Below are 19213 nucleotides of genomic sequence, written 5' to 3' on the forward strand. Positions count from 1 at the left end.
TGACCCGAAGATGGCGCGTTCATGTCAGTGATGACCGCGCTCTCTTCCGCATTGGGGGCAAACTTTGCGGGAGTGTATGACGTGAACCAGTTCCAATCCGTGGGCGAAATCCTCGCCGCGTTAAAGCGCAGAGCCTTTCTGATCGCGGGTATTTTTCTGGCCGGATGTTTGTTGTCGGTGAACTTTGCCCTGCAGCAGGTCAAAACCTACGAGGCGACCGCCGTCGTCCAGATCGAGGACGCAAATGTCACCGCCACGGGCATCACGACTCAGGCGGCCTCGGCAGGGACATCGCGACGTTTGCAGCTTATCGAACAACGCCTGATGTCGCGGGACAATCTGCTGGCGGTGATGGAGCGTCATAACCTGTTCAATGACAACCCCGCATTGGGCAGCGGGGACCGTGTCTTTATGATGCGGCAGGCTGCGCGCATTCAGGAAATCACCAACAACACCAATACCTTCAGCGCGACGCCAACCGTGCCATCAGGCTTGATCATCACTGTGCAGCTCGACGATCCGGTCAAGGCGGCCGAGGTGGCAAACGATCTGATGGAAACGGTGATTGCCCAATCGCGGGAACGCGCCGTGCGTGCCGCGCGCGATACGCTGTTGTTCTATCAGACCGAAGAAGCACGAATCGAGACAGAGATTGTCGCGCTCGAAGACCGGATTGCCGAATTCAAACAGGCCAACGCAGACCAGCTTCCCGCAGGAATTTCCGCGCTGCGCAGCCAGTTGACGAACCTGCAGGATTCGCAGCTGACCCTTGATCAGCAGATCATCACGATCCAGTCCGACACAACCCGCCGCCGTGCCGAAGACATTGCCCGTCAGGTGGAACTGCTCGAAGAACAAAAGGCGCTGATCGCCACGCGGATCACCCAAATCGAGGGACAGATCGCCTCTGCCCCGACTGTCGAGCGGGAGCTGTCGCGGCTTGAGCGTGAGATGGACCGCCTGACCGAACAATATGGTGTGGTCACACGTGCCAAGGCCGAGGCCGAGATCGGGCAGGCGTTGGAGGACAGCCAATCCGGCGGGCGATTCGAGGTGTTGGAAACCGCACTGGTGCCGGAGCATCCGATGTCCTCGTCGCGCAAGAAGATCGCGGCAGCCGGTGGCGTCGCGGCGCTGCTGGCGGGTTTGGGCGCGGCCTTGGTGGCGGAGGTGATGAACCCCGCCATCCGCACGCCGCAACAGATGGAACGCGCCTTGGGCGTGCGTCCGGTCGTGGCCATTCCCATGATCGACACCGCGCAGGACCGCAAAACCGGTGGGCTGCGCTTGTTGGCCAAAGCCGCGATTTTGCTGGCGGGTCTCGCGGCCTTGGCGGCGTGGCTGGTGAAAACTTCCGGCCTTGGGGCGCTGTTTTCCCCGCGCGGGGCAGAGCAGGCCCCGGCCCCCGGTCAATAAGCGTAGCGTTCCGAATCGACGCCTTCGGCCTTGTTCAGGACCATGCCCAGCAGCGGCGTGTCGGGGCCAAGGCGGCGTTCCACCTCTTTGATTTCGCGTTCTGTCGTAAGACCGCCGCCGACCACCAGAAGCACGCCGTCAAACTGCGGCTGAAAGGCGATGACATCGTCGTAGAACAGCGCGGGTGGCAGGTCGAACAACATCACGTCGGGCGACAGGCGCGCGTCGAGATCATCCAGAACCGCCTGCGTTCTGGGGTCCTGCAGCAGTTCAGAGGCATAGCGCTCCGGCGTGTCATTCACCGCGAAGGCAAGGTTGTGTCCGGCGTCAAAGCTGTTGTCGCCCAATCGCAAAAGATGCCGGTCCGGCACAGAGGTGCCCCGCAGCATATCCCCCAGCGGCAGGGGAGGTTGCAGGCCAAGAACCTTGTGCAGGCTGGGGCGACGCAGGTCGAAATCCATCACCAGAGTGCGCGTGTTTTCCTGTCGTGACAGGGAAATCGCGAGGTTGGCGACCGAGAAGGTCTTGCCACAGTTCTTGCCCGGAGAGGTCACGGCCACCCGTTTCCAACCGCGTTCGTGCAAGGCATGCATCAGGCGGGTCCGCAGCACGTCAAAGCTGCTGTGCGCGGGGTCCAACCTGTCTGCGGTGATCACGCGGTTCTTGTTGAGGTGGTTCAGGTCCAGATAGGCCGCGCTCAGCGCCGCCCATGGATCTGCGGCGTGGCTACGGTCGTCGGGGGCTGTCTGCGCTTCAAAGGCGCGGCGGGCGCGTGTGGCCTCGGCCTCCGCTTCGGCCTTTTGTTTGGCGTCCCGTTCGGCTTGTGCTTGTTCACGGGCCTCCTGCTCGGCCTGTTCTTTGGCACGCGCTTCAGCCTCGGCTTGGGCCTGAAGCTCCGCTTGTTGCTGTGCCTCCAGGGCAGCTTTGGCCTGCGCCTGTTCGGCTGCGTGCTTTGCGGCTTCGCGGTCGGCCTGTTGTTTCGCCTGCAATGCAGCCTGCGCTTTGGCGTTCGCCGCTGCTTGTCTTTTAGCGTCCCGTTCGGCTTTCGCTTTGGCATCCCTTTCCGCCTGAGCCTGAGCATCCCGTTCGGCCTGTGCACGGGCGTCTTGGGCGGCTGCCAGCTCGGCCTCTCGGGCGCGGCGGTCGGCGGGGCGTTCCAATGGTTCGATCGGCGACAGATCCTCGGGCGCCGCATCGGGTGCGGGCGTGGCCTGTTTGCGTTTGCGCCGGAACTTGCGGCTGTCGATCATTTTCATGCCCTGACCTCGACCGTGGGAATTCCGGTCCATGGCTGTAACGGTATCGCGGCGCGGCCCTACGGCGCGCGCAACTGCTCAGACGTGGTTAAAACACGCAATTCTGTCCAGAATGAGACCATAAGCCCCGAATTGTTTCCAAAAACCCGCGTCAGAAGCCGAACAAACCGGCCTGCGTGATCGCCCGCTGCACAAAACGGTTGCGGTCGGTCTCTGGTTGCCAGCCCAGAACAGCCTTTGGACGGCTGTTGTCGAAGGGCGAGAAATGCGCGCGGCTTTGCCAGTCCGCCCGCGATGGCCGCACAAGCCCCGTCCGCCGCAGGGCATGCTTTTTGAGGTAATATTTAACCGCATCCGAGGCGTAGAACACATCCAGATTGCCGGTAAACACGCGGATGCGCGCGCCCAGCTCTGCGTGGATGGCGTCAAAATAGTCGCGCGCGGACATCATCGGTTCGCCGATCAGGTTGAAGCTCTGGCCGTCGACAAGCGGCGCATCTGCCTGCCCCATGGCGATCAGCCCGTCAGCAATGTCATCGTTGAGAACAAAGGGCAGGATGTTGCGCCCATGGCCCCAGATCCGCACAGCCCCGGCCCCATGCCATCGCCCGATGCCCCAGTGTTGCAGCGGGCCACCGGCCCCCACAACGATGCCGGGGCGCGCGATGGTCACGGGGAGCCCGCGTTCGGCGTGCAGCTTCAGCAGTTGGCGTTCGCATTCCGCCTTGGACCGGGCGTACATGTTCCGGTCGGTCATATCCTCGGGAAAGCCCGTCGCCTCGGTGATGGTGACCGCGGGGTCCGACATGTCGTACGACGCGATGGTGCCGGTGTAGACAAGCCGTTTTACCCCGGCCTGTTCGCAGGCCATGCCGATGCGCGTGGCGACACCGACATCATGGATCAGCGCGTCCTCCCAAGTGTCGGTCATGGCGCGGGCCAGATTGTACACCGTGTCGATGCCCTGCATCGCCTGCGTCAGCGCGTCGAGGTCGTAAAGATCGACCGGCACGGTTTCGACCTGATCGGGCAAATCGGGGAAGGGGCCGGATCGCCCACGGGACACCACGCGCACGTCCTGACCCAGTTCCACCAGCCGCCGCGTCAGGGCGCGCCCGATAAATCCGGTCCCGCCGATCACCATGGCGGTGGGCTGCGGCTTGCGGGTCTGGACCGTTGGTCTGGCCACCTGTTTGGCGTCCTCGGGCATGGCGTCGATGATCGCGTCGATGCTGGACATCACATCAACCGCCGCCTTGGCCGAAAAGCGCGGATCTTGGCGACCTTCGGCCATCGCGCCGTAAATCGCCGCGTCCATGCCGCGAAAGCTTTGGGCGTAGGGGTTGCGCGTATTCAGGCTGCGGGCTTGGGTCCATGCGTTGCGAAAGCCGACCTTCAGCCTTTGTTCCGACAGATCCAACTGTCGCCGCAAGGGGTTGGCCACAAGGTCCGAGGCATTCTCGCGCTCCACCGTCAGCGTGTCAGCGGCATAGTCCAGACGCGCCCGCGCAGAGGAGCCGCGCAGGGTGACCGAGCGGTCGTCAATCGTTTCCACCATGGTGATGGTGAACGTCAGGTTGACGTGCCCGGCCCGCGCCAGAACGCGGAACCCTTGTGGGCGCGGATCGTCCCCGGGCAGCAGCGCGGGATGCGTGGCCTCGGCATGGGTGATCTCGACCGGACCAAAAAGGTCATGGGCAAAGGCCAGAAGATGCGGGCCAAGTTCCAGCAGCAGGTTTTCCGGTTTGCGCAGCAGCCACAGATTGAACGGCCCGGAGCGCAGCGGCGCCAGCGGCAGCGCCCAGAGGATCTCTGCCGTGTGGATGCGGCCATAGTCCCCGGCCTGCATCGCGTCTTTCATCGCGACATAGGATGGCAGGCCCAAAAAGTTGTGGCCGGGGGCGAACATACGGCCCGCGGCCTGCGCAGCATCTGCAATCCGGCGCGTGGCGTCGCCCGATTCGGCCACAGGTTTTTCCACAAGCACATGCAGTCCACCGTTGAGACATTCTGTCGCAATGCTTTCGTGTAGGTTGGGCGGGGTGAGGATGTGGACCGCGTCACAGACCTGCGCCGCAATCAGTTTATCCACAGAGGTAAAGACATCCGCACCGTGCTGCGTGGCCAGCGCCCGCGCCGCGCTTTCGCGGGGGTCGCAGATCGCGGTGATCGTCACCCCCTTGGTCGCGGCCAATGCGTCTGCGTGCCAATCTGCGATGTAGCCCGCACCAATCAGGCCGATCCGGATGTCTTTGCTCATGTCTATTTATACTCGATCAATGTCATATGCGCGCCACGCAGACGCCTGAAATGGAACCGTAACAGTCCCAGAAGGTTCGGAAATTTCGACAGAAAAATCAAACAGGCTTGTTGAAAAGGTTCCGTTAGACCGTCACGGCGCAAACCTTGGGCAGTGCGCAGGTAATTGGCCACGTAAAGCGCCAGAACCAGAACAGAGGGCCAGCCACCGACGAACAGGCCCAGCACAAAGATCACCGGCAGCGCGAGGCCATAGATCCACGTGCGTTGCCGTTCACGGGTGAAATATTCAGGGTGCAGCCAGCCGACCTGTCCAAAGGCATGGCCGGTGCGTTCGGCGCGCCGCCACCACTGGCCAAAGCGCAGCATAGCCGCGTCGTGCCGCGTCATCTGCTGTGGCAGGCGGTGCAGCAGCCATCCCGCCTTGCGCATGCGGATGCAGACATCGTCGTCCTCTCCCGCGATCACCACGGGGTTCATGCCGCCGATCTCTTGCCACAGATGGGCGCGGACCATCATGTCGCCGCCGCAGGCGTCGATCTGTCCGGCGGGGCGGTGCCATTCCCAATCGCTTAGACGGTTGTACAGGCTGGCCTCCGGGTGGATCTCGCAGCGCCAGCCGGTGACCATCCCGACCTTCGGGTGGGTGTCCAGATGGTGGCGGCCTGCATCGAGCCAACCTGGGGCGAGCGCACAGTCCCCATCGATGAACTGCACGTAATCGCCGCTGCCTTGGGGCAGGTTGAGGGCGTCAAATCCTGCGTTGCGGGCGCGGGCGGCGGTAAAGGGCACGGACATGTCCAGCTCTACGACAGTGGCGCCTGCGCGTTTGGCGGCGGCCACGCTGTCGTCTGTGGACCCTGAATCCACATATACCACGCGGTCCGGTGTGTCGCAAAGCGAGGCCAGCGCCGCCACAAGGCGCGGACCTTCGTTCCGGCCAATCAGGACAATATGTAAACCAGTCATTCGTTAAGCTCCTGTCGAATCATCGGGCGAATCGCAGGGGTTTGATCATTGGCATATGCAGCAAATAGGGAGGAGAGCCGCGCAGCTTCGGTTTGAATGTGAAATTCGGCCTCGACAATGGCGCGGCCGGATTGACCCGCCACTCGCCGGGCGGCAGGTTCGTCAAGCCATCGGGTGATTGCCTTGGCCAGCGCCTGAGCGTCACCGGGCGGTACAAGCGTTCCGGCCCCGTCGCGCACCAGTTCGGGCACACCGGCGATCTGGGTGGTGACCACCGGCACGGCTGCGGCCATGGCCTCCATCAACACAACGGGCACGCCCTCGGCGAAAGAGGGCAGCACAAAGACATCCGCCTGTGTCAGCGCCTCGGCCACTTCGGACTGACTGCGGTAGCCCATAAAGGTGATCCGCTCGTGCAGGCCCAATTGGCGCGCCAGCGCGTCGATGGCCGCGCGTTCAGGGCCGTCGCCGATCAGGGTCAGACGCAGATCGGGGTGGCTGTCCCGCAGGTCTGCCATGGCCTGCAACAAAACGGGCACGCCTTTGACACCGGCAAGACGACCGACAAACAACAGGTTTTGACCCGCGTGCGGGGCAGGGCTGTAGCGGTCAGGATCGACGCCGCAGTGGATGATGTGCAACCTGTCCCAATGCTGTTGCGGCGCAAAGCACATCAACTGGGACCGGCAGAAGTTGCTGATACAGGCCACAAACGCGGCGCGGCTGGCCTTTTCATCGATCCGCCAATGGTGGGGCTCAAAGAAGATGTCCGGCCCGTGGATGGTAAAGCTGAAGGGAATTCCCGACAGCTCGGACGCCAGCATTGCCACAGTACAGGACGCTTTGGCGATGTGATTGTGCAGATGCGTGACCTTCTGCCGTTCCAGATGATCGGCGAGAACTGCGGCCTCTGCGAAATAGATCAGGTTGTACAGGCGGCCCTTGATCCCCTTGGGGGCGGTGCGCCACGCCAGCGCCAAGGCCCGCCCGTAGCGACCCGGCCGTTTCAAATAACGCAGATGCGCCCACAGCAGGCGCGCCCCCTTGCAGGCATCCAGAACCTTGAAGGTGCGTTTGTGTTCCGCGCGCTGTTCTGGGCCGACCAGATGCTCTTCGCCGGTGGTGCGGATGGAACAGGTTTCCACCTCATGGCCCAAGGCGCGCAGGGCTGCGACCTCGCGCTGGATAAAGGTGTCCGAGGCGCGCGGATATTCTCCGGTCAGGTAGGCGAGCTTGGGCAGGGTCATGGGGTGCCACCGGTGACTGGTGCCTCGGCGGCGTGAGTGCGGGTCATCATGGCCTCGAACGCCGCGCTGTCCGCGCCACCAAGGGCTGCGCGAAGCCCGTCATTGGGAAAGCGCAGGGGCATCACGCGCGCGCGCAGTACGGGTTCACGAAACAGCCCCGGCAGATGGTGGGCGATGGGCCGCAGCCCCCGCGCCATGGCCGCCCACGCTTGATAGGGCACCGTCACGTTGATCCGTGGCCAGCCGTATGTGGCGCGGTGCGCGCGGAGAAAGCGCGCACGGTCGGGCAGGTCGTCGTCAAAGACGTTAACGGCATGCACGCCTTGGGCCGCCGTGCCCGCAGCCGTGATGGCAGTGCGCGCCAGATGATCCACATGCACCAAGGGCAGTTCGCCGTCCGACCCGATGGTGACAAACAGCTTTGACGCCCAGAACCCCTGCAGCGCGTGCCAAGACCGATGCGGCCCCCAAATGGCCCCCGCGCGCAGAAACCATGCCTCCTTGAGGTCGGCAAACAGCGTTTCCTGAACGCGCTTCGCCCCGGCGTAGGCGTCGCGGGCGGTGCTGCCAGCGGCGATCAGCGGGCTGTTTTCGTCCAATCTGTCGCCCGGCGACAGCCTGTCCGTGTCATACACCGTCAGGGAAGAAATCAGGACCAGCCGTGCCTGAGCCGCCTTGACCGCGTGCAGGACGCTGGCGCTTGCGCCCAATGTGTCTGCAGCGAGCCGGTCGGGGTCGTCCCCCAGATGCGCCGCCGCATGGATCACGGCGGCCCCGACAGGGATCGCCGCCGCCAGCCGGTCCGCCGCATCGGGTTGGGTCAGATCAAGGCGGACGACTGTGATCCCGCTATCGCCCTGCCATTGCGCAAGCGGGGTCGAGCGTACGATCGCCACAACGGGAATGTCGTTTTGTCGGGCGCAGGCGACGCACGCCCGCCCGACAAAGCCATTGGCCCCCGTGATCACCACAGCAGAGCTCATGCCTCGCCTCCGGCCCAGGGCATGGGCGGCATGGGGGTGCAGGTGGTGGTCATAGGCTGTGCGCCGCTGTGTTCGCCTGCGTTCTGGATGGCCAATGTGACCTCGGTCAGGTGCAGGGCCATGTCGTTTGACATGCGCGGTGGACGCCCCTCGCGCAGTGCTTGCAACAGCTCTGCCGGTCCAAGGGCAAAGTTCATCGCAGCCGCACCCCATCGGGCGACCTTTGGGTGGGTCGGTTGCGACAGCCGCACACGTCGCGGCCACGGGTGTTCCATCAGGCGGCGACGCAGGGTCAGGCGGCGGGCAAAGGTCACCTTCGCCCCGTTGTCCCATGCCGCCTTGCAGCCAAGCACGCCTTTGTCACCGACAATGCGGATGCCGTGGTCATGCGGCGCGACGATGGAACAGGTCAGCCGGGTGACAGGGCCGTTTTCGAAATACAAAACCGCGACCGACAGGTCCGGGGCATAGGGGCCGTGCGCGCCCTTTTCCGGTATCGTCTCGGCAGAGGCGGCGACCACTGTGCGCACCGATCCGAACCACGACATTAACCATGTTAGGTAGTAGCCCGCGTGCTCCAGCGTGCAGCCCACGCGGAATTCATCCTCTGCAGGCCATGGCGCGCCGCTTTCGCTGATCCATTTGTCATAAGCGGCTTGCGGGACAAAACCGTCATCCAGTTCCGCGTAGATCGCCCTTGGGGTGCCTGCTGTGCCCGCACGCAGGGCGTGGCCCAATGTTTGCGCGGCCTCGCCCAAGGCGGAGCAGGGGGCCGACGCCAAGGCCAGACCGCGCTGTGCGGCCAATTGGTGCAGGGCGCGCGCGTCCTCCAACCGTGTGGCGAGCGGTTTTTCCGAATAGACGGGATGGCCTGCAGTCAGGCAGGCCTTTGACGTTTCGAAATGCGCGTCGGGGTTGGTCAGGTTCAGCACTAGCGCGCCGGGGGCCGCCGCAAGCAAATCCTCGAAACTGTCGCAGGCCGGATAGCCCCAGTGTCCGCAGAACTGTTGCAGACGCTCTGGGCGCAGGTCGTAAACACCTGCCACCTCGATCTCCGGATGGGCCTGCAAAGAACGGGCATAGAGGTCCGCGACAAAGCCGCAGCCCAGCAAAAGAATACGGTCTTTTGGACCGTCGAAATGCGCCGAATGGCCGTTCACCGTGAACCCCCGTATACTGGGCGCATATCTTGCCGAAAAAGATGGCGAATTTTCGGCATTGCGTCCCCGCCCTTTATGTATCGGTGCAGACCCGCCCTGCCACCGGGAAATTTGGTCACAATGTTGCACAAACGGCACGGACCCGTGCGCCCATTCGGGTTAGAAGAGGCGCGGAACGACGAGGCTGCCAATGGAATTCGACATCGAGGATCAGACCATCGCGGTCAACGTGCCCACTTGGGCCACTTTAGAGGCCCGTGTGCGCGAACGGTTTGCGCAACGGCGTGGTTTTGCGCTGGCGACGATCAATCTCGACCATCTTGTGAAACTGCGCGACGACGTGGCCTTTCGCGTGGCCTATGCGGCGCAGGACTTTGTGGTTGCCGACGGCAATCCCATCGTCTGGCTGTCCCGGCTGGCGGGGCGGCCCGTGGCGCTGATCCCGGGGTCCGAGGCGATCCTGCCGCTTGCACGGGTGGCGGCGAACCAAGGGGTGAAGGTCGCGTTGTTCGGCGCATCCGAGCCGGTACTGGACGCCGCGAAAACCTACCTCGAGGCAGAGGTGCGCGATCTCGACGTGGTCTGTGCCATCGCGCCTGCCATGGGCTTTGACCCCGAAAGCGAGCTGGCCGAGGCGATGTTGGGTGAAATCGCAGACAGCGGCGCGCGTTTGTGTTTTGTCGCGCTGGGCGCGCCCAAGCAGGAGCGGTTCGCAGCCTATGGCCGCAAGGTCGCGCCAGAGGTGGGCTTTGTCTCGATCGGGGCGGGGCTTGATTTCTTTGCCGGCACACAGCAGCGCGCGCCTGCATGGGTGCGCAAGATCGCGATGGAATGGCTGTGGCGCGCGGCCTCTAACCCGAAACGGCTGGGTCTGCGTTACCTGAAATGTCTCGCCATTCTGCCGGTCGAGGCGGCGCGCGCCGTTATGTTGCGCCTGCGGGCGGCGCATCGCGAATAATGCGGGCGGGCACGCCTGCGACCGTGGCGCCTGCGGGCACGTCCCGTGTGACCACCGCATTGGCCCCGATCACCGCGTGATCGCCCACATGCAGCGGGCCGATCAGTTTGGCCCCTGCGCCCACGTCCACATGCCCGCCCAGCACAACAGGACCGGCCAGCGTGACCTGATGAAAGATCATGCAATTGGGGCCGATCCGTGCGTCCGGGTGGACGATGATTCCCGTCGGATGCGTCAGGCGAAGCCCGCCGCCGATCCGTGTGGTCAGGTGCAGCTCTGACTGGGTCATCAGCGACCAGAACCAATGGTTCGCCACCCAGTATTTGGCCAACGCGCGCCGCAGAGGACCGCCCGCACGGCAGGCCTGATAGCGTCTTATGGCGCGGATCAGTTTGGGACCGGGGTCCCAGAAGCGGCGCACGGTCTCGCGTGACCAATCCGGCACGCTGGCAGAAATACCGCTGTCGCTGGACATAATCGCTGGTCTCCGTCGGGATCGGCCTTAATCCTGCCTTGGAATGCTGTATCTTGCCGAAAAACGCAAGGAAACCTGCGCGGGGCGTCGTATCGGCGTGCGGCCCGCCACTGCGACGCCCGGAGAAACCGGAACCCTATGACCCCTGTTCCCCCGCACCATCCCGCCTACCGTGCCGACATCGACGGGCTGCGTGCCATCGCGGTGCTGTCGGTGGTGCTGTACCATTTCGGGGTGCCGTTGCGCGGAGGCTTTACCGGCGTCGACGTGTTCTTTGTGATCTCGGGGTATCTGATCGGCGGCATCCTGTGGCGGGAATACTCAGACACAGGCGCGATCCGGTTGGGGCAGTTCTATATGCGGCGTTTCAGGCGGCTTGCGCCCGCCTTTTTTGCCATGGTGGCGGGGACGGCCTTGGCCGGTTGGATGATCCTGCTGCCATTTGAATACCGCGAGTTCGGCAAAAGCGCGATTGCCGCCACGGTGTATTTGTCGAACGTCCTGTTCTGGCGGCAAACGGGGTATTTCGATGCCGCCGCCCATGACAAACCCTTGCTGCACACATGGTCGCTGGCCGTTGAGGAGCAGTTCTATATCTTTCTGCCGCTGGCAATTTTGCTGGTGGCGCGGTCGCCGCGTCTGGTTCTGGCGGTGCTGTGTGGCACGTGGCTGGTGTCCTTTGTGGCCTGCGTGCTGCTGACGCCGTCGCAGCCTTCCGCCGCCTTTTACCTGTTCCCCTTCCGCGCGTGGGAGATGCTCAGCGGCGTGCTGTTGGCGATCTGGATGCGCGGGCGTGGCCTGCCGGACGGGGCGGCGTCCATCGGCGCTGTGGCCGGCCTTGGGTTGGTGGTGGCGTCTGTGCTGTTCATTCCTGCAAGCGGCGGGTTCCCCGGGGCCATTGCCGCGGTTCCTGTACTGGGGGCTGGCCTTCTGTTGGCCTGCGGGCAGCAGGCTAAGGTAGTGGGACAGCTTCTGCGCCTGCCGGTGATGCGTTTCTTTGGCCTGATCTCCTATTCTCTGTACCTGTGGCATTGGCCGGTTGTGGTGCTTCTATCCGCTTTGCGGGGCGGCACGATCGAGCTATGGGCCGCCGTGGCGGGCGTTGCGCTGTCCGTGGCGCTGGGCTGGGCAAGCTGGCGTTTTGTCGAACAGCCGGTGCGCCGGGCCAAAGGTCTGTCAGCGCCGGTCTTGCTGGGCGGGGTTGTGACCGCGTCCTTGGGTGTCGCGGGTTTCGGGCTGTGGGTGCGGGCCGAGGACGGCCTGCCCCAGCGGTTCAATGCGGCAGCCCAGACCCATATCGCGGCATCTGCGGATTTTCTGCAGGATTTCAGCCGGTGTTCGACCCCCTCGCAGGGGCCGTTTGCAGGGGTCGAGACCTGCCCCATCGGGCCAGAGGGCGCGCCGCAGGTCCTGATCTGGGGGGACAGCCACGTGCGCGCTTTGCATGCGGGGTTGGACCTTTTGGCGCATGAAAGCAGCATACCGGGATTGGTCATCTGGCGGGCGGGCTGCCCGCCTTTGTTCGACATCACCAAGGAAGAAAGCGCCGCAACCCCCGCGCAGGACGCGGCCTGTGCCCGTGCAAATGACCAAATCCGGCGCGGTCTGCCAGAGCTCGGCTCGCTGTCGCATGTGCTGCTCGTCGGTCGCTGGGCCTATTACGCCACGGGGCAGGGCGTGGGGCTGGACGCAGCAAACCACATTACGGTGCAAAGCGCCCAAGGGGGCGGCACCGGATCCGACGCTTTGGCACAGGCGGCGCGCGCCACGGTCGCAGAGCTTTCCCAACAGGGCCGTGCGGTGTTTGTTCTGCGCCAGACGCCGGAAATTCCCGACTACGATAGCCGACAGGCGGCGCGCGAGGCGGCGCATGCGGGGCTGCCCTTTGCCGCCGCACCCAAAACCCGTGACAGCGTGGCAGAGGCCGAACTGGCGTCGCGCGCTGCGCAGGCCGATGCGCCGTGGCTGCCGTTGGCCGAGGCGGGGGCGATACAGTTTATCGATCCATGGCCCTTGCTGTGTGCCGATGGGCGCTGTTCGGCCTTGCAGGGCGGGACGGGGCAATATTTTGACAACAACCACCTGACGAATAGCGCAGCCCGCCGCGTACGCTCGGCTCTCGCCCCGGTTTTTGCGGTGGAGGGTGGATCGTGACCGATATGACCGGCCCGTGGGATGTGATCGTGATCGGCACCGGCATTGGTGGCGGGACCGTCGGGCGTCAATTGGCGGAGGCTGGTCTCCGCGTTCTGTTTGTCGAAAAGGGGCAGGCCGACGCGCGCAGCGCCCGCAACGGTCTATCCGACAGCTTTGTCCCCGAGGCACGCGCCATTCGCGGCCTGTGGCCAGAGCCGCTACAGGTGACGGTCGACGGCACAGAACAAAGGTTTTACGCCCCGCGCGGTGCGGGGGTGGGGGGCAGTTCGGTGTTCTATGCGGCCACGCTGGAACGCCCCGAACGCCACGACCTTGAAGAGGTCCCCGACCGCGCCCATCCCACCGGCGGTTGGCCCGTGGGCTTCGACGGGTTCGCGCCCTACTTCGCGCGGGCGGCGCAGATGTACCGCGTCTATGGCACGCCGGACCCGCTTTCCCCCGAGGTGCCGCTGCCCTTGCGTGATCCGCCTGCGCCCAGCGCTGTCGAAACCGCCCTGATGGATGGGCTGCGCGCGCGGGGGCTGCATCCGTATCACGCCCACACGGCTGTTGAACGTCTGGATGGATGCGCCATGTGTCTGGGTCACAAATGCCCGCGCGCCTGCAAGATGGATGGCCGCTCCGCCGGGGTGGAGCCTGCATTGGCCACGGGGCGCGCCGCGTTGATCACGGGGGCCGAGGTGACCCGTATCCTCAGCGATGGCCCCGAGGTGACGGGGGTCGAGCTGCGCCATCAGGGGGCGGTGCATCACCTGCAGGCCAAACACTATGTCCTTGCGGCGGGGGCGCTGGCCTCTCCCGTGTTGCTGTTGCAATCGGCCTGTACCGCGTGGCCCAAGGGGCTGGCCAATGGTAGCGGGCTGGTCGGGCGCAACCTGATGTTCCACCTCAACGAGATGTTTGCCCTGTGGCCCGGTGTCGACGGTCCCGCGACCAAGGCAGTGTCCCTGCGGGATCTGTATCACCGCGACGGGCAGCGGCTGGGCACGGTGCAGGCCATGGGCATTCGCGCCTCTTACGGAGAGATCGTGTTCTACCTCAACCGGATGCTGTCCGCACGCGGGCTGGACCGGCTGCACCCGTTCAGCCGCCTGCCTGCCGCGATTGCTGCGCGGATGCTGGGGTCGGCGCAGTTGTTTGTCGGTCTGATGGAGGATCTGCCCTACGCCGACAACCGCGTGCAACAGGATGGATCTGTCGTCTACCACATCAGTGACGAGTTGCGGCAGCGGCGGCGCGCCTTTCGTCGTGCGATCCGCCGTAGCTTTCCACGCAAGCGCATGATGCTGGGCGTGCAGCCTGAACTGAACTGGGGCCACCCCTGTGGCACGCTGCGCTTCGGGACTGATCCGGCGCAGTCGGTTTTGATCCCGCAGGGCCGTGCGCATGGGCTGCGCAATCTTTGGGTGTCGGATGCCTCGTTTATGCCGACCTCCATGGGGGTTAATCCCAGTCTGACAATTGCCGCACAGGCGTTGCGTGTGGCCGATGCGATGGAACAAAACCTATGCGGATAACCCCAGAGGATGGCGTGATCGTGGTGACCGGCGCGGGCAGCGGTCTGGGCCGGTCGATGGCACGTGCGTTTTGTGCGCGAGGGTTTCGCGTGGCGGGATTGGGCCGCCGCCCCGAGGCGTTGGAGCAAACGGGCAGCGGGCTGGAGGGTTTCCGCGCCCATCCGGTGGATGTTGCGGATGCTCAGGCGGTGCGAGAGGTCTTTGCCGTTCTGGGGCCGGTCGCGGTCTTGGTGAACAACGCCGCAGTCTATCCGCACCGCGACTTTCTGGAGGAGACCGGCGAAAGCTTTGCCGCCACCATGGGGATCAATCTGGGCGGTGTGGTGAACTGTTCGCGCGCGGCGCTGACCACAATGGTTGACGCGGGGCAGGGGCGCATCCTGAATGTGGCGACCTTTGCGGATCTCAACCCGTTGCCCACCAGCGCGGCCTATTCCGTGTCCAAGGGGGCGGCGCGTATCCTGACCCGCGCGCTGATCGCAGATCTGGCGGACCGTTTTCCGGATATCGTGATCTCTGACTGGATGCCGGGGATGCTGGCCACGCAGATGGGAATCCCCGAGGGCACTGATCCGGATGTCTCTGCCGAGTGGGGCGTGGCGCAGGCTTTGTCGCGTGATCCGTCGCTCATGGGGGCCGTGTTCGAGATGGACCGCGAGATCCTGCCGCCGCGCAGTCTAAAGGGGCGGGTCAAGGATCTGCTGTTGATGCAGCGCCGCAAAGCCCGCCACATTGCGGATCTGTCACAGTAACACGGGTTTGGGGGCGGTCGCGCCGTCCAGCACCCAGTCGTAGACGGCGCGCACCTGTTCCGCCTTGCGCGCCCAGACAAAGTGGTCTTGCACCCGCTGGAACGCAGCTTCGGCCAAGGGATGCAACTGCGCGGGGTCCTGACTTAGCGCCAGAAGCTGCGCGCGGAATGCCTCGATAATCTCTGCGCGGGTGCCGATGGGGGTTTTGATGCCGGTTGTGGCGTCGACCAGCTCTCCGGGACCGGCGTAGTCGACGATCAAGGGCGGCACGCCCAGCGCCATCGCCTCCAGGACAACACCACCGCCAAATTCGCGGATCGAGGGGAAGGCAAAGACGTGGCTTTGGCACAGGATGTCCTGCACCGCATCATGCGCCTGCCAGCCGTGAAAGATGATCTGCTCCGTCACGCCCAACCGGTCGGCCAAGGCGCGCAAATCCGCCATCATGGGACCATCGCCGATGATATCTAGCACCATCGCCTTGGCGCGCAGCACGGGGGCTGCGGCCTCGATCAGCATGTCAGGCCCCTTGTAGGGCACCAGACGTCCGAGAAAGCTGGCGCGCAGCGGCCCCTTGGGCGGCCGGGCGCGTCGGTTGAACCGCGCAGGATCGATGCCGTTTTCGGGCAGATACAGGATCTTTCCCTGATGACGCTCGGGCATGTCAGAGGCGGTAAACCGGCTGCCCGCCAGAATGGCGCTGGCCTGATCCAGCGTGGCCTTGGCCCCCGGCAACAGTTTGTAGGCCCGGCGCAGCGGGGCAAGGAATTCCTTTTCGGCGCGGCGGATGTCGTCAAACCCCTCCGGCCAAGGGACACCGCCATTCAACGGGCCAAGGACAAAGGGCACGCCGACCTTGGCGCAGCGTCCCGCCAATGACGAGGCAGACGTCGGGGACAGCGGGGTGATCCGGTGCACGATGTCATAATCGCCACGCGTGATGGCGCAGCCGAACTGTTGCCAGACGAGCCGTTCAAAATACGGGTAGCTGAGCGCGTTGACCGCCTGCACGATGGTCCAGCCCTTGCCCTCGCCCATGCGCAGCTTTTCCGCCAGCTTCCACATCGGCTTGGCAAAGGTTTCAGAATCGATGGCGGTGAAATCTACACCCTCGGTCAGGCCTGCGCGGACAATGGCATCGCGGTTGCGGATCTGCGTGACCAGATGCACATCCGCCATGTCGCGCAGCGCATGGGCCAGCGACCAGCCGACCAACGGCACAGACACCCATTCGGGATTGGCCGCTTCGGCGATGGCAAGAATGCGGGGACGGCGGGTCATTGCAGGATCGGCTTCCAGTTCAGTGTGGCGCGTTGCAGGCGCGGTGCCTTCAGCCGGACGGCGCGCAGATGTTCCGCATAGCCCAGAAGCGCCCCGCACAACAGCCAGGTCAGCGGGGTGATCGTGGCATTTGGCACCATATCCGCAAGGTTCAGCGCCAGCAGAATGGCCAGCGGCCCCACCAGGGGCGAGACAGGCGCGCTTTCGATGGTTGCAGACAGGCGGACCTCGCGCGCGATCAGCACCAGCGGCAACAGGATCAAACCGAATTCGGCGGCAAATCCGACCCATCCGTAGACGCCGATGGTGATGATCCAGCGTCCGTCGGTCACGGTCAGGATAAAGCCCGTGACAGGGTCGAGAATGTGGTTGCGCCCCCAACTGCCCCAGCCAAACAGCGGCTTTAGATAGGCGCGATCCAGCAGGGTGTTTTCGTTGGTAAAGCGGAACTCCAGCGATGCCGCACGGTCCGGATCAATGGCTGCGGCCCGCGCCAGCAGCGCATCCTCGGGGATCAGGGCGGCGCCTTTCAGGATCGGGTAGGTCAGGGCAATCAAGCCGATAACGATGGCAACGCGCACCTGCCAGCGCACCGGCAGCAGCACCACAATCGGCGCGGCCACCACGAAAAAGATCATCGCCCCCAGCGATTTTGCCAGCACAAGAATGACGGACAGATACAGCGCCGCCAGCAAATAGCGCGTGCCGTGTTTCCCGGGGCTAAGCCGCCACAATCCCCAAGCGGCGGTCACCGCCATAAAGGTATAAAACGCAACCCACAGCCCGTGGTACAAAAAGACCACCGGGCGGTAGCCGCCAAAGCGGATGCTTTGCCCGAAGTAATGCTGATAGTACCCGTAAATCCACATGTTGAGCTGTGGCGACAAGCGGATTTCGATCAGCATCAGGACCGAATAGACCAACCCCGCGATCATCAATGCCTTGAGCAGGTCGCGCTGGGCACCGCCGGAGGCAAGGAACTGGCGCGCCATCAGGAAGGGCAGCAAAAGCAGGAATTGCTGGACCGTCAGCGCAATCATGTCCTTTAGCCCCAGTCCGGGCAGGCCGACCTCGCCCCAGAACACCGGATCGCCGTTGGTCAGCACGGTCAGGATGGGCGAGAACACAAAGACCAGCACCAGCGCCTTGCCCAGAATGGATTGCGGCAGCAGATCGGCGGTGAGCTCGCGCCGGTAGATCACCGTCAGAAAGGCCACCAGCGCGGGGATGTTGTGCTTTGTCAGCGGGGGGGCTGCGGGCAGGTCAAAAACCGCAGGCGGTTCGGGCAGAAAAAGATACCCGATCAGGATTGCCCAGATCAGCGCCTTACCCACGGGCAGACGGCCAAACAGCGCCATCACCACGAAGGGAAAGCAGGCAAGAGCGAGAAAGGCGATCGGGTTGGGCATCGGCGCGCTGGGCCTTTGGATCGGTTTGGGCCGTATTACCACCGGCGCAGGGCAAAGTCGCGTCACCTTTGCGTCGGTTTTGTGATTGCGGAAACGTTCCGGGTGGTTTTCGTGCAACTGTTGCTCTGGGTGCGGGCCGACTTCGGGGTCTTGGGTCTGTATCGGTCGAAAGGCTTTGCATGCTGTTTGGGGGTTTGGTTCAAAGCGGCATGACCCGTTTGCGCATCGCTTATCTCTGCGACATGGATCCGCTGGATACGAACCTGTATTCCGGCGGCAATGCACGTATGTTTGAGGCGCTGTCGGCGCATGCGGATGTAACGGCTTTGCCGCAGGACTGGGGGATGGCGGATCCGGTACGCCGGGCCATTCTGGCGATGCCCGACAGAGTGAACCTGCGGGCGCGGTGGCGGGCGCATTACGCGCTGCGAGCGATGACCGCACGGCGGGTTCAAAGCTTTCTGCAGGGCTATGACGTTTTGTTCGGGGCCTATGCGCTGCACAGTCTGGCGGGGGTGCGGGTGCCATCGGATATGGTCATGGCCTTTACCTCTGACGCGGTGCAGACGGTTTACCGCGAATCTGCTGTGGGCGCGGCGCATGGTGGCCGCTCGATGGGGCGCGTGCTGGACCGCTGGACCGAGCGGCGCGAGGCGGCGGTTCTGCGGCGTCTGGATCTGGCGCTGTGGCCGTCGGACTGGCTGCGCACTGCGGTTGACGAACGCTACGATCTGGCCGCTGGCGTGGGGCATGTGGTGGAATGGGGGGCGAACATTCCGCCGCTGCCGGATCCGGGGCCTCGGGTCTTGGAGGGCCCGGTGAACCTGCTGGTGATCGGGCGCAATTGGTTTGCCAAGGGCGGGCCTATAGCCTTTGAGGTGCTGAACATCCTGCGCGGGCATGGGATCGCGGCGCATCTGACGGTGATCGGCTGCACCCCGCCACAGGCACACCGGAACGCGCATGTCACGGTGCACCCGCAGCTTGATAAATCTGTGCCTGCGGACTTGGCGGTTTTTGATGCGGCACTATCGTCGGCGCATTTCCTCGTCCAGCCATCCTACGAAAGCTACGGTTTCGCCTTTTGCGAGGCCTCTGCCTACGGCCTGCCGTCTCTGTGTCTGCGCGTGGGCGGGGTGCCGGTGCGGGACGGCGAAAACGGTTATGCCTTGGCAGAAGGGTCGGGGCCGGATGCCTTTGCCCGCATCATCCGCGATCTGTGGGCCGACCCCGCGCGATATGCCGCGCTCAGCCGGTCAGCGCGCACCACTTATGAGACGCGGTTGAACTGGGGCGCTTGGGGCAGGCGCGTGATCGACAAACTGCACGATGCGGTGGATCGCAAACGTACATAGGCAGAGCCTCTTGCGTGGG

General features: G+C 64.3%; 15 protein-coding genes. 6 read left to right on the top strand and 9 right to left on the bottom strand.

Annotated elements, in window-relative coordinates; all coding sequences use genetic code 11:
* The first annotated feature begins 21 nt into the window (after positions 1-21).
* The gene (locus ACN5AZ_RS15455) at positions 22-1416 is read left to right on the top strand and encodes a Wzz/FepE/Etk N-terminal domain-containing protein (RefSeq protein WP_419429797.1); all 1395 of its coding nucleotides are present in this window, start codon (positions 22-24) and stop codon (positions 1414-1416) included.
* Here the strand turns inward: ACN5AZ_RS15455 and ACN5AZ_RS15460 are convergent.
* The 6 genes from ACN5AZ_RS15460 to ACN5AZ_RS15485 all read right to left on the bottom strand — a co-directional run bounded on the left by ACN5AZ_RS15460 (position 1410) and on the right by ACN5AZ_RS15485 (position 9290).
* Positions 1410-2672 (bottom strand): CpsD/CapB family tyrosine-protein kinase, encoded by a 1263-nt coding sequence (locus ACN5AZ_RS15460; protein ID WP_419429798.1) that lies wholly within the window; start codon positions 2670-2672, stop codon positions 1410-1412. The genes ACN5AZ_RS15455 and ACN5AZ_RS15460 overlap by 7 nt on opposite strands.
* A gap of 151 nt (positions 2673-2823) precedes the next feature.
* On the bottom strand, positions 2824-4932 hold the full coding sequence (locus ACN5AZ_RS15465) for an NAD-dependent epimerase/dehydratase family protein (protein WP_419429799.1): 2109 nt from the start codon (positions 4930-4932) through the stop codon (positions 2824-2826).
* A 2-nt stretch (positions 4933-4934) separates the two neighbouring features.
* Positions 4935-5900, bottom strand: coding sequence for a glycosyltransferase (locus ACN5AZ_RS15470; protein WP_419429800.1), 966 nt, complete (start codon positions 5898-5900; stop codon positions 4935-4937).
* Complete coding sequence (locus ACN5AZ_RS15475) at positions 5897-7147, bottom strand: glycosyltransferase (protein ID WP_419429801.1); 1251 nt, start codon at positions 7145-7147, stop codon at positions 5897-5899. The genes ACN5AZ_RS15470 and ACN5AZ_RS15475 overlap by 4 nt, the downstream gene beginning before the upstream one ends.
* Positions 7144-8130, bottom strand: a complete 987-nt coding sequence (locus ACN5AZ_RS15480; protein ID WP_419429802.1) for an NAD-dependent epimerase/dehydratase family protein — start codon at positions 8128-8130, stop codon at positions 7144-7146. Before ACN5AZ_RS15480 ends, ACN5AZ_RS15475 begins: the two co-directional genes overlap by 4 nt.
* Positions 8127-9290, bottom strand: coding sequence for a Gfo/Idh/MocA family protein (locus ACN5AZ_RS15485; RefSeq protein WP_419429803.1), 1164 nt, complete (start codon positions 9288-9290; stop codon positions 8127-8129). Before ACN5AZ_RS15485 ends, ACN5AZ_RS15480 begins: the two co-directional genes overlap by 4 nt.
* Before the next feature lie 190 nt (positions 9291-9480).
* On the opposite strand from ACN5AZ_RS15485, the gene ACN5AZ_RS15490 reads away from it, so the two are divergent.
* Entirely contained in the window at positions 9481-10248 is a 768-nt protein-coding gene (locus tag ACN5AZ_RS15490; protein ID WP_419429804.1) for a WecB/TagA/CpsF family glycosyltransferase, read from the top strand.
* Here the strand turns inward: ACN5AZ_RS15490 and ACN5AZ_RS15495 are convergent.
* Positions 10214-10723 carry a serine O-acetyltransferase gene (locus ACN5AZ_RS15495; protein ID WP_419429805.1) on the bottom strand — a complete coding sequence of 170 codons (510 nt, stop codon included), beginning with the start codon at positions 10721-10723 and terminating at the stop codon, positions 10214-10216. The two genes, ACN5AZ_RS15490 and ACN5AZ_RS15495, sit on opposite strands and share 35 nt — an antisense overlap.
* Positions 10724-10861: 138 nt before the next feature.
* Here ACN5AZ_RS15495 and ACN5AZ_RS15500 point away from each other — a divergent pair, with 138 nt between their 5' ends.
* Genes ACN5AZ_RS15500 through ACN5AZ_RS15510 form a run of 3 tightly spaced genes read left to right on the top strand, consistent with a single transcriptional unit; the run spans position 10862 to position 15149 of the window.
* Complete coding sequence (locus ACN5AZ_RS15500; RefSeq protein ID WP_419429806.1) at positions 10862-12877, top strand: acyltransferase family protein; 2016 nt, start codon at positions 10862-10864, stop codon at positions 12875-12877.
* Positions 12878-12882: 5 nt separating this feature from the next.
* Complete coding sequence (locus ACN5AZ_RS15505; RefSeq protein ID WP_419429867.1) at positions 12883-14397, top strand: GMC family oxidoreductase N-terminal domain-containing protein; 1515 nt, start codon at positions 12883-12885, stop codon at positions 14395-14397.
* On the top strand, positions 14388-15149 hold the full coding sequence (locus ACN5AZ_RS15510) for an SDR family oxidoreductase (protein WP_419429807.1): 762 nt from the start codon (positions 14388-14390) through the stop codon (positions 15147-15149). The genes ACN5AZ_RS15505 and ACN5AZ_RS15510 overlap by 10 nt, the downstream gene beginning before the upstream one ends.
* Here the strand turns inward: ACN5AZ_RS15510 and ACN5AZ_RS15515 are convergent.
* Entirely contained in the window at positions 15141-16430 is a 1290-nt protein-coding gene (locus ACN5AZ_RS15515; protein WP_419429808.1) for a glycosyltransferase family 4 protein, read from the bottom strand. The genes ACN5AZ_RS15510 and ACN5AZ_RS15515 overlap by 9 nt on opposite strands.
* Positions 16427-17839 (bottom strand): hypothetical protein, encoded by a 1413-nt coding sequence (locus ACN5AZ_RS15520; RefSeq protein ID WP_419429809.1) that lies wholly within the window; start codon positions 17837-17839, stop codon positions 16427-16429. The genes ACN5AZ_RS15515 and ACN5AZ_RS15520 overlap by 4 nt, the downstream gene beginning before the upstream one ends.
* Before the next feature lie 209 nt (positions 17840-18048).
* On the opposite strand from ACN5AZ_RS15520, the gene ACN5AZ_RS15525 reads away from it, so the two are divergent.
* Entirely contained in the window at positions 18049-19194 is a 1146-nt protein-coding gene (locus ACN5AZ_RS15525; protein ID WP_419429810.1) for a glycosyltransferase family 4 protein, read from the top strand.
* The last annotated feature ends 19 nt before the right edge of the window (positions 19195-19213 follow it).

The sequence above is a fragment of the Sagittula sp. SSi028 genome (assembly GCF_048553715.1).
Classification (GTDB): domain Bacteria; phylum Pseudomonadota; class Alphaproteobacteria; order Rhodobacterales; family Rhodobacteraceae; genus Sagittula.

Coding starts and splice junctions, on each gene's coding strand:
- ACN5AZ_RS15475 (WP_419429801.1), bottom strand. CDS start 7,147: ATGACCCTGCCCAAGCTCGCCTACCTGACCGGAGAATATCCGCGCGCC.
- ACN5AZ_RS15510 (WP_419429807.1), top strand. CDS start 14,388: ATGCGGATAACCCCAGAGGATGGCGTGATCGTGGTGACCGGCGCGGGC.
- ACN5AZ_RS15480 (WP_419429802.1), bottom strand. CDS start 8,130: ATGAGCTCTGCTGTGGTGATCACGGGGGCCAATGGCTTTGTCGGGCGG.
- ACN5AZ_RS15465 (WP_419429799.1), bottom strand. CDS start 4,932: ATGAGCAAAGACATCCGGATCGGCCTGATTGGTGCGGGCTACATCGCA.
- ACN5AZ_RS15515 (WP_419429808.1), bottom strand. CDS start 16,430: ATGACCCGCCGTCCCCGCATTCTTGCCATCGCCGAAGCGGCCAATCCC.
- ACN5AZ_RS15495 (WP_419429805.1), bottom strand. CDS start 10,723: ATGTCCAGCGACAGCGGTATTTCTGCCAGCGTGCCGGATTGGTCACGC.
- ACN5AZ_RS15520 (WP_419429809.1), bottom strand. CDS start 17,839: ATGCCCAACCCGATCGCCTTTCTCGCTCTTGCCTGCTTTCCCTTCGTG.
- ACN5AZ_RS15505 (WP_419429867.1), top strand. CDS start 12,883: ATGACCGGCCCGTGGGATGTGATCGTGATCGGCACCGGCATTGGTGGC.
- ACN5AZ_RS15525 (WP_419429810.1), top strand. CDS start 18,049: ATGACCCGTTTGCGCATCGCTTATCTCTGCGACATGGATCCGCTGGAT.
- ACN5AZ_RS15460 (WP_419429798.1), bottom strand. CDS start 2,672: ATGAAAATGATCGACAGCCGCAAGTTCCGGCGCAAACGCAAACAGGCC.
- ACN5AZ_RS15455 (WP_419429797.1), top strand. CDS start 22: ATGTCAGTGATGACCGCGCTCTCTTCCGCATTGGGGGCAAACTTTGCG.
- ACN5AZ_RS15500 (WP_419429806.1), top strand. CDS start 10,862: ATGACCCCTGTTCCCCCGCACCATCCCGCCTACCGTGCCGACATCGAC.
- ACN5AZ_RS15470 (WP_419429800.1), bottom strand. CDS start 5,900: ATGACTGGTTTACATATTGTCCTGATTGGCCGGAACGAAGGTCCGCGC.
- ACN5AZ_RS15490 (WP_419429804.1), top strand. CDS start 9,481: ATGGAATTCGACATCGAGGATCAGACCATCGCGGTCAACGTGCCCACT.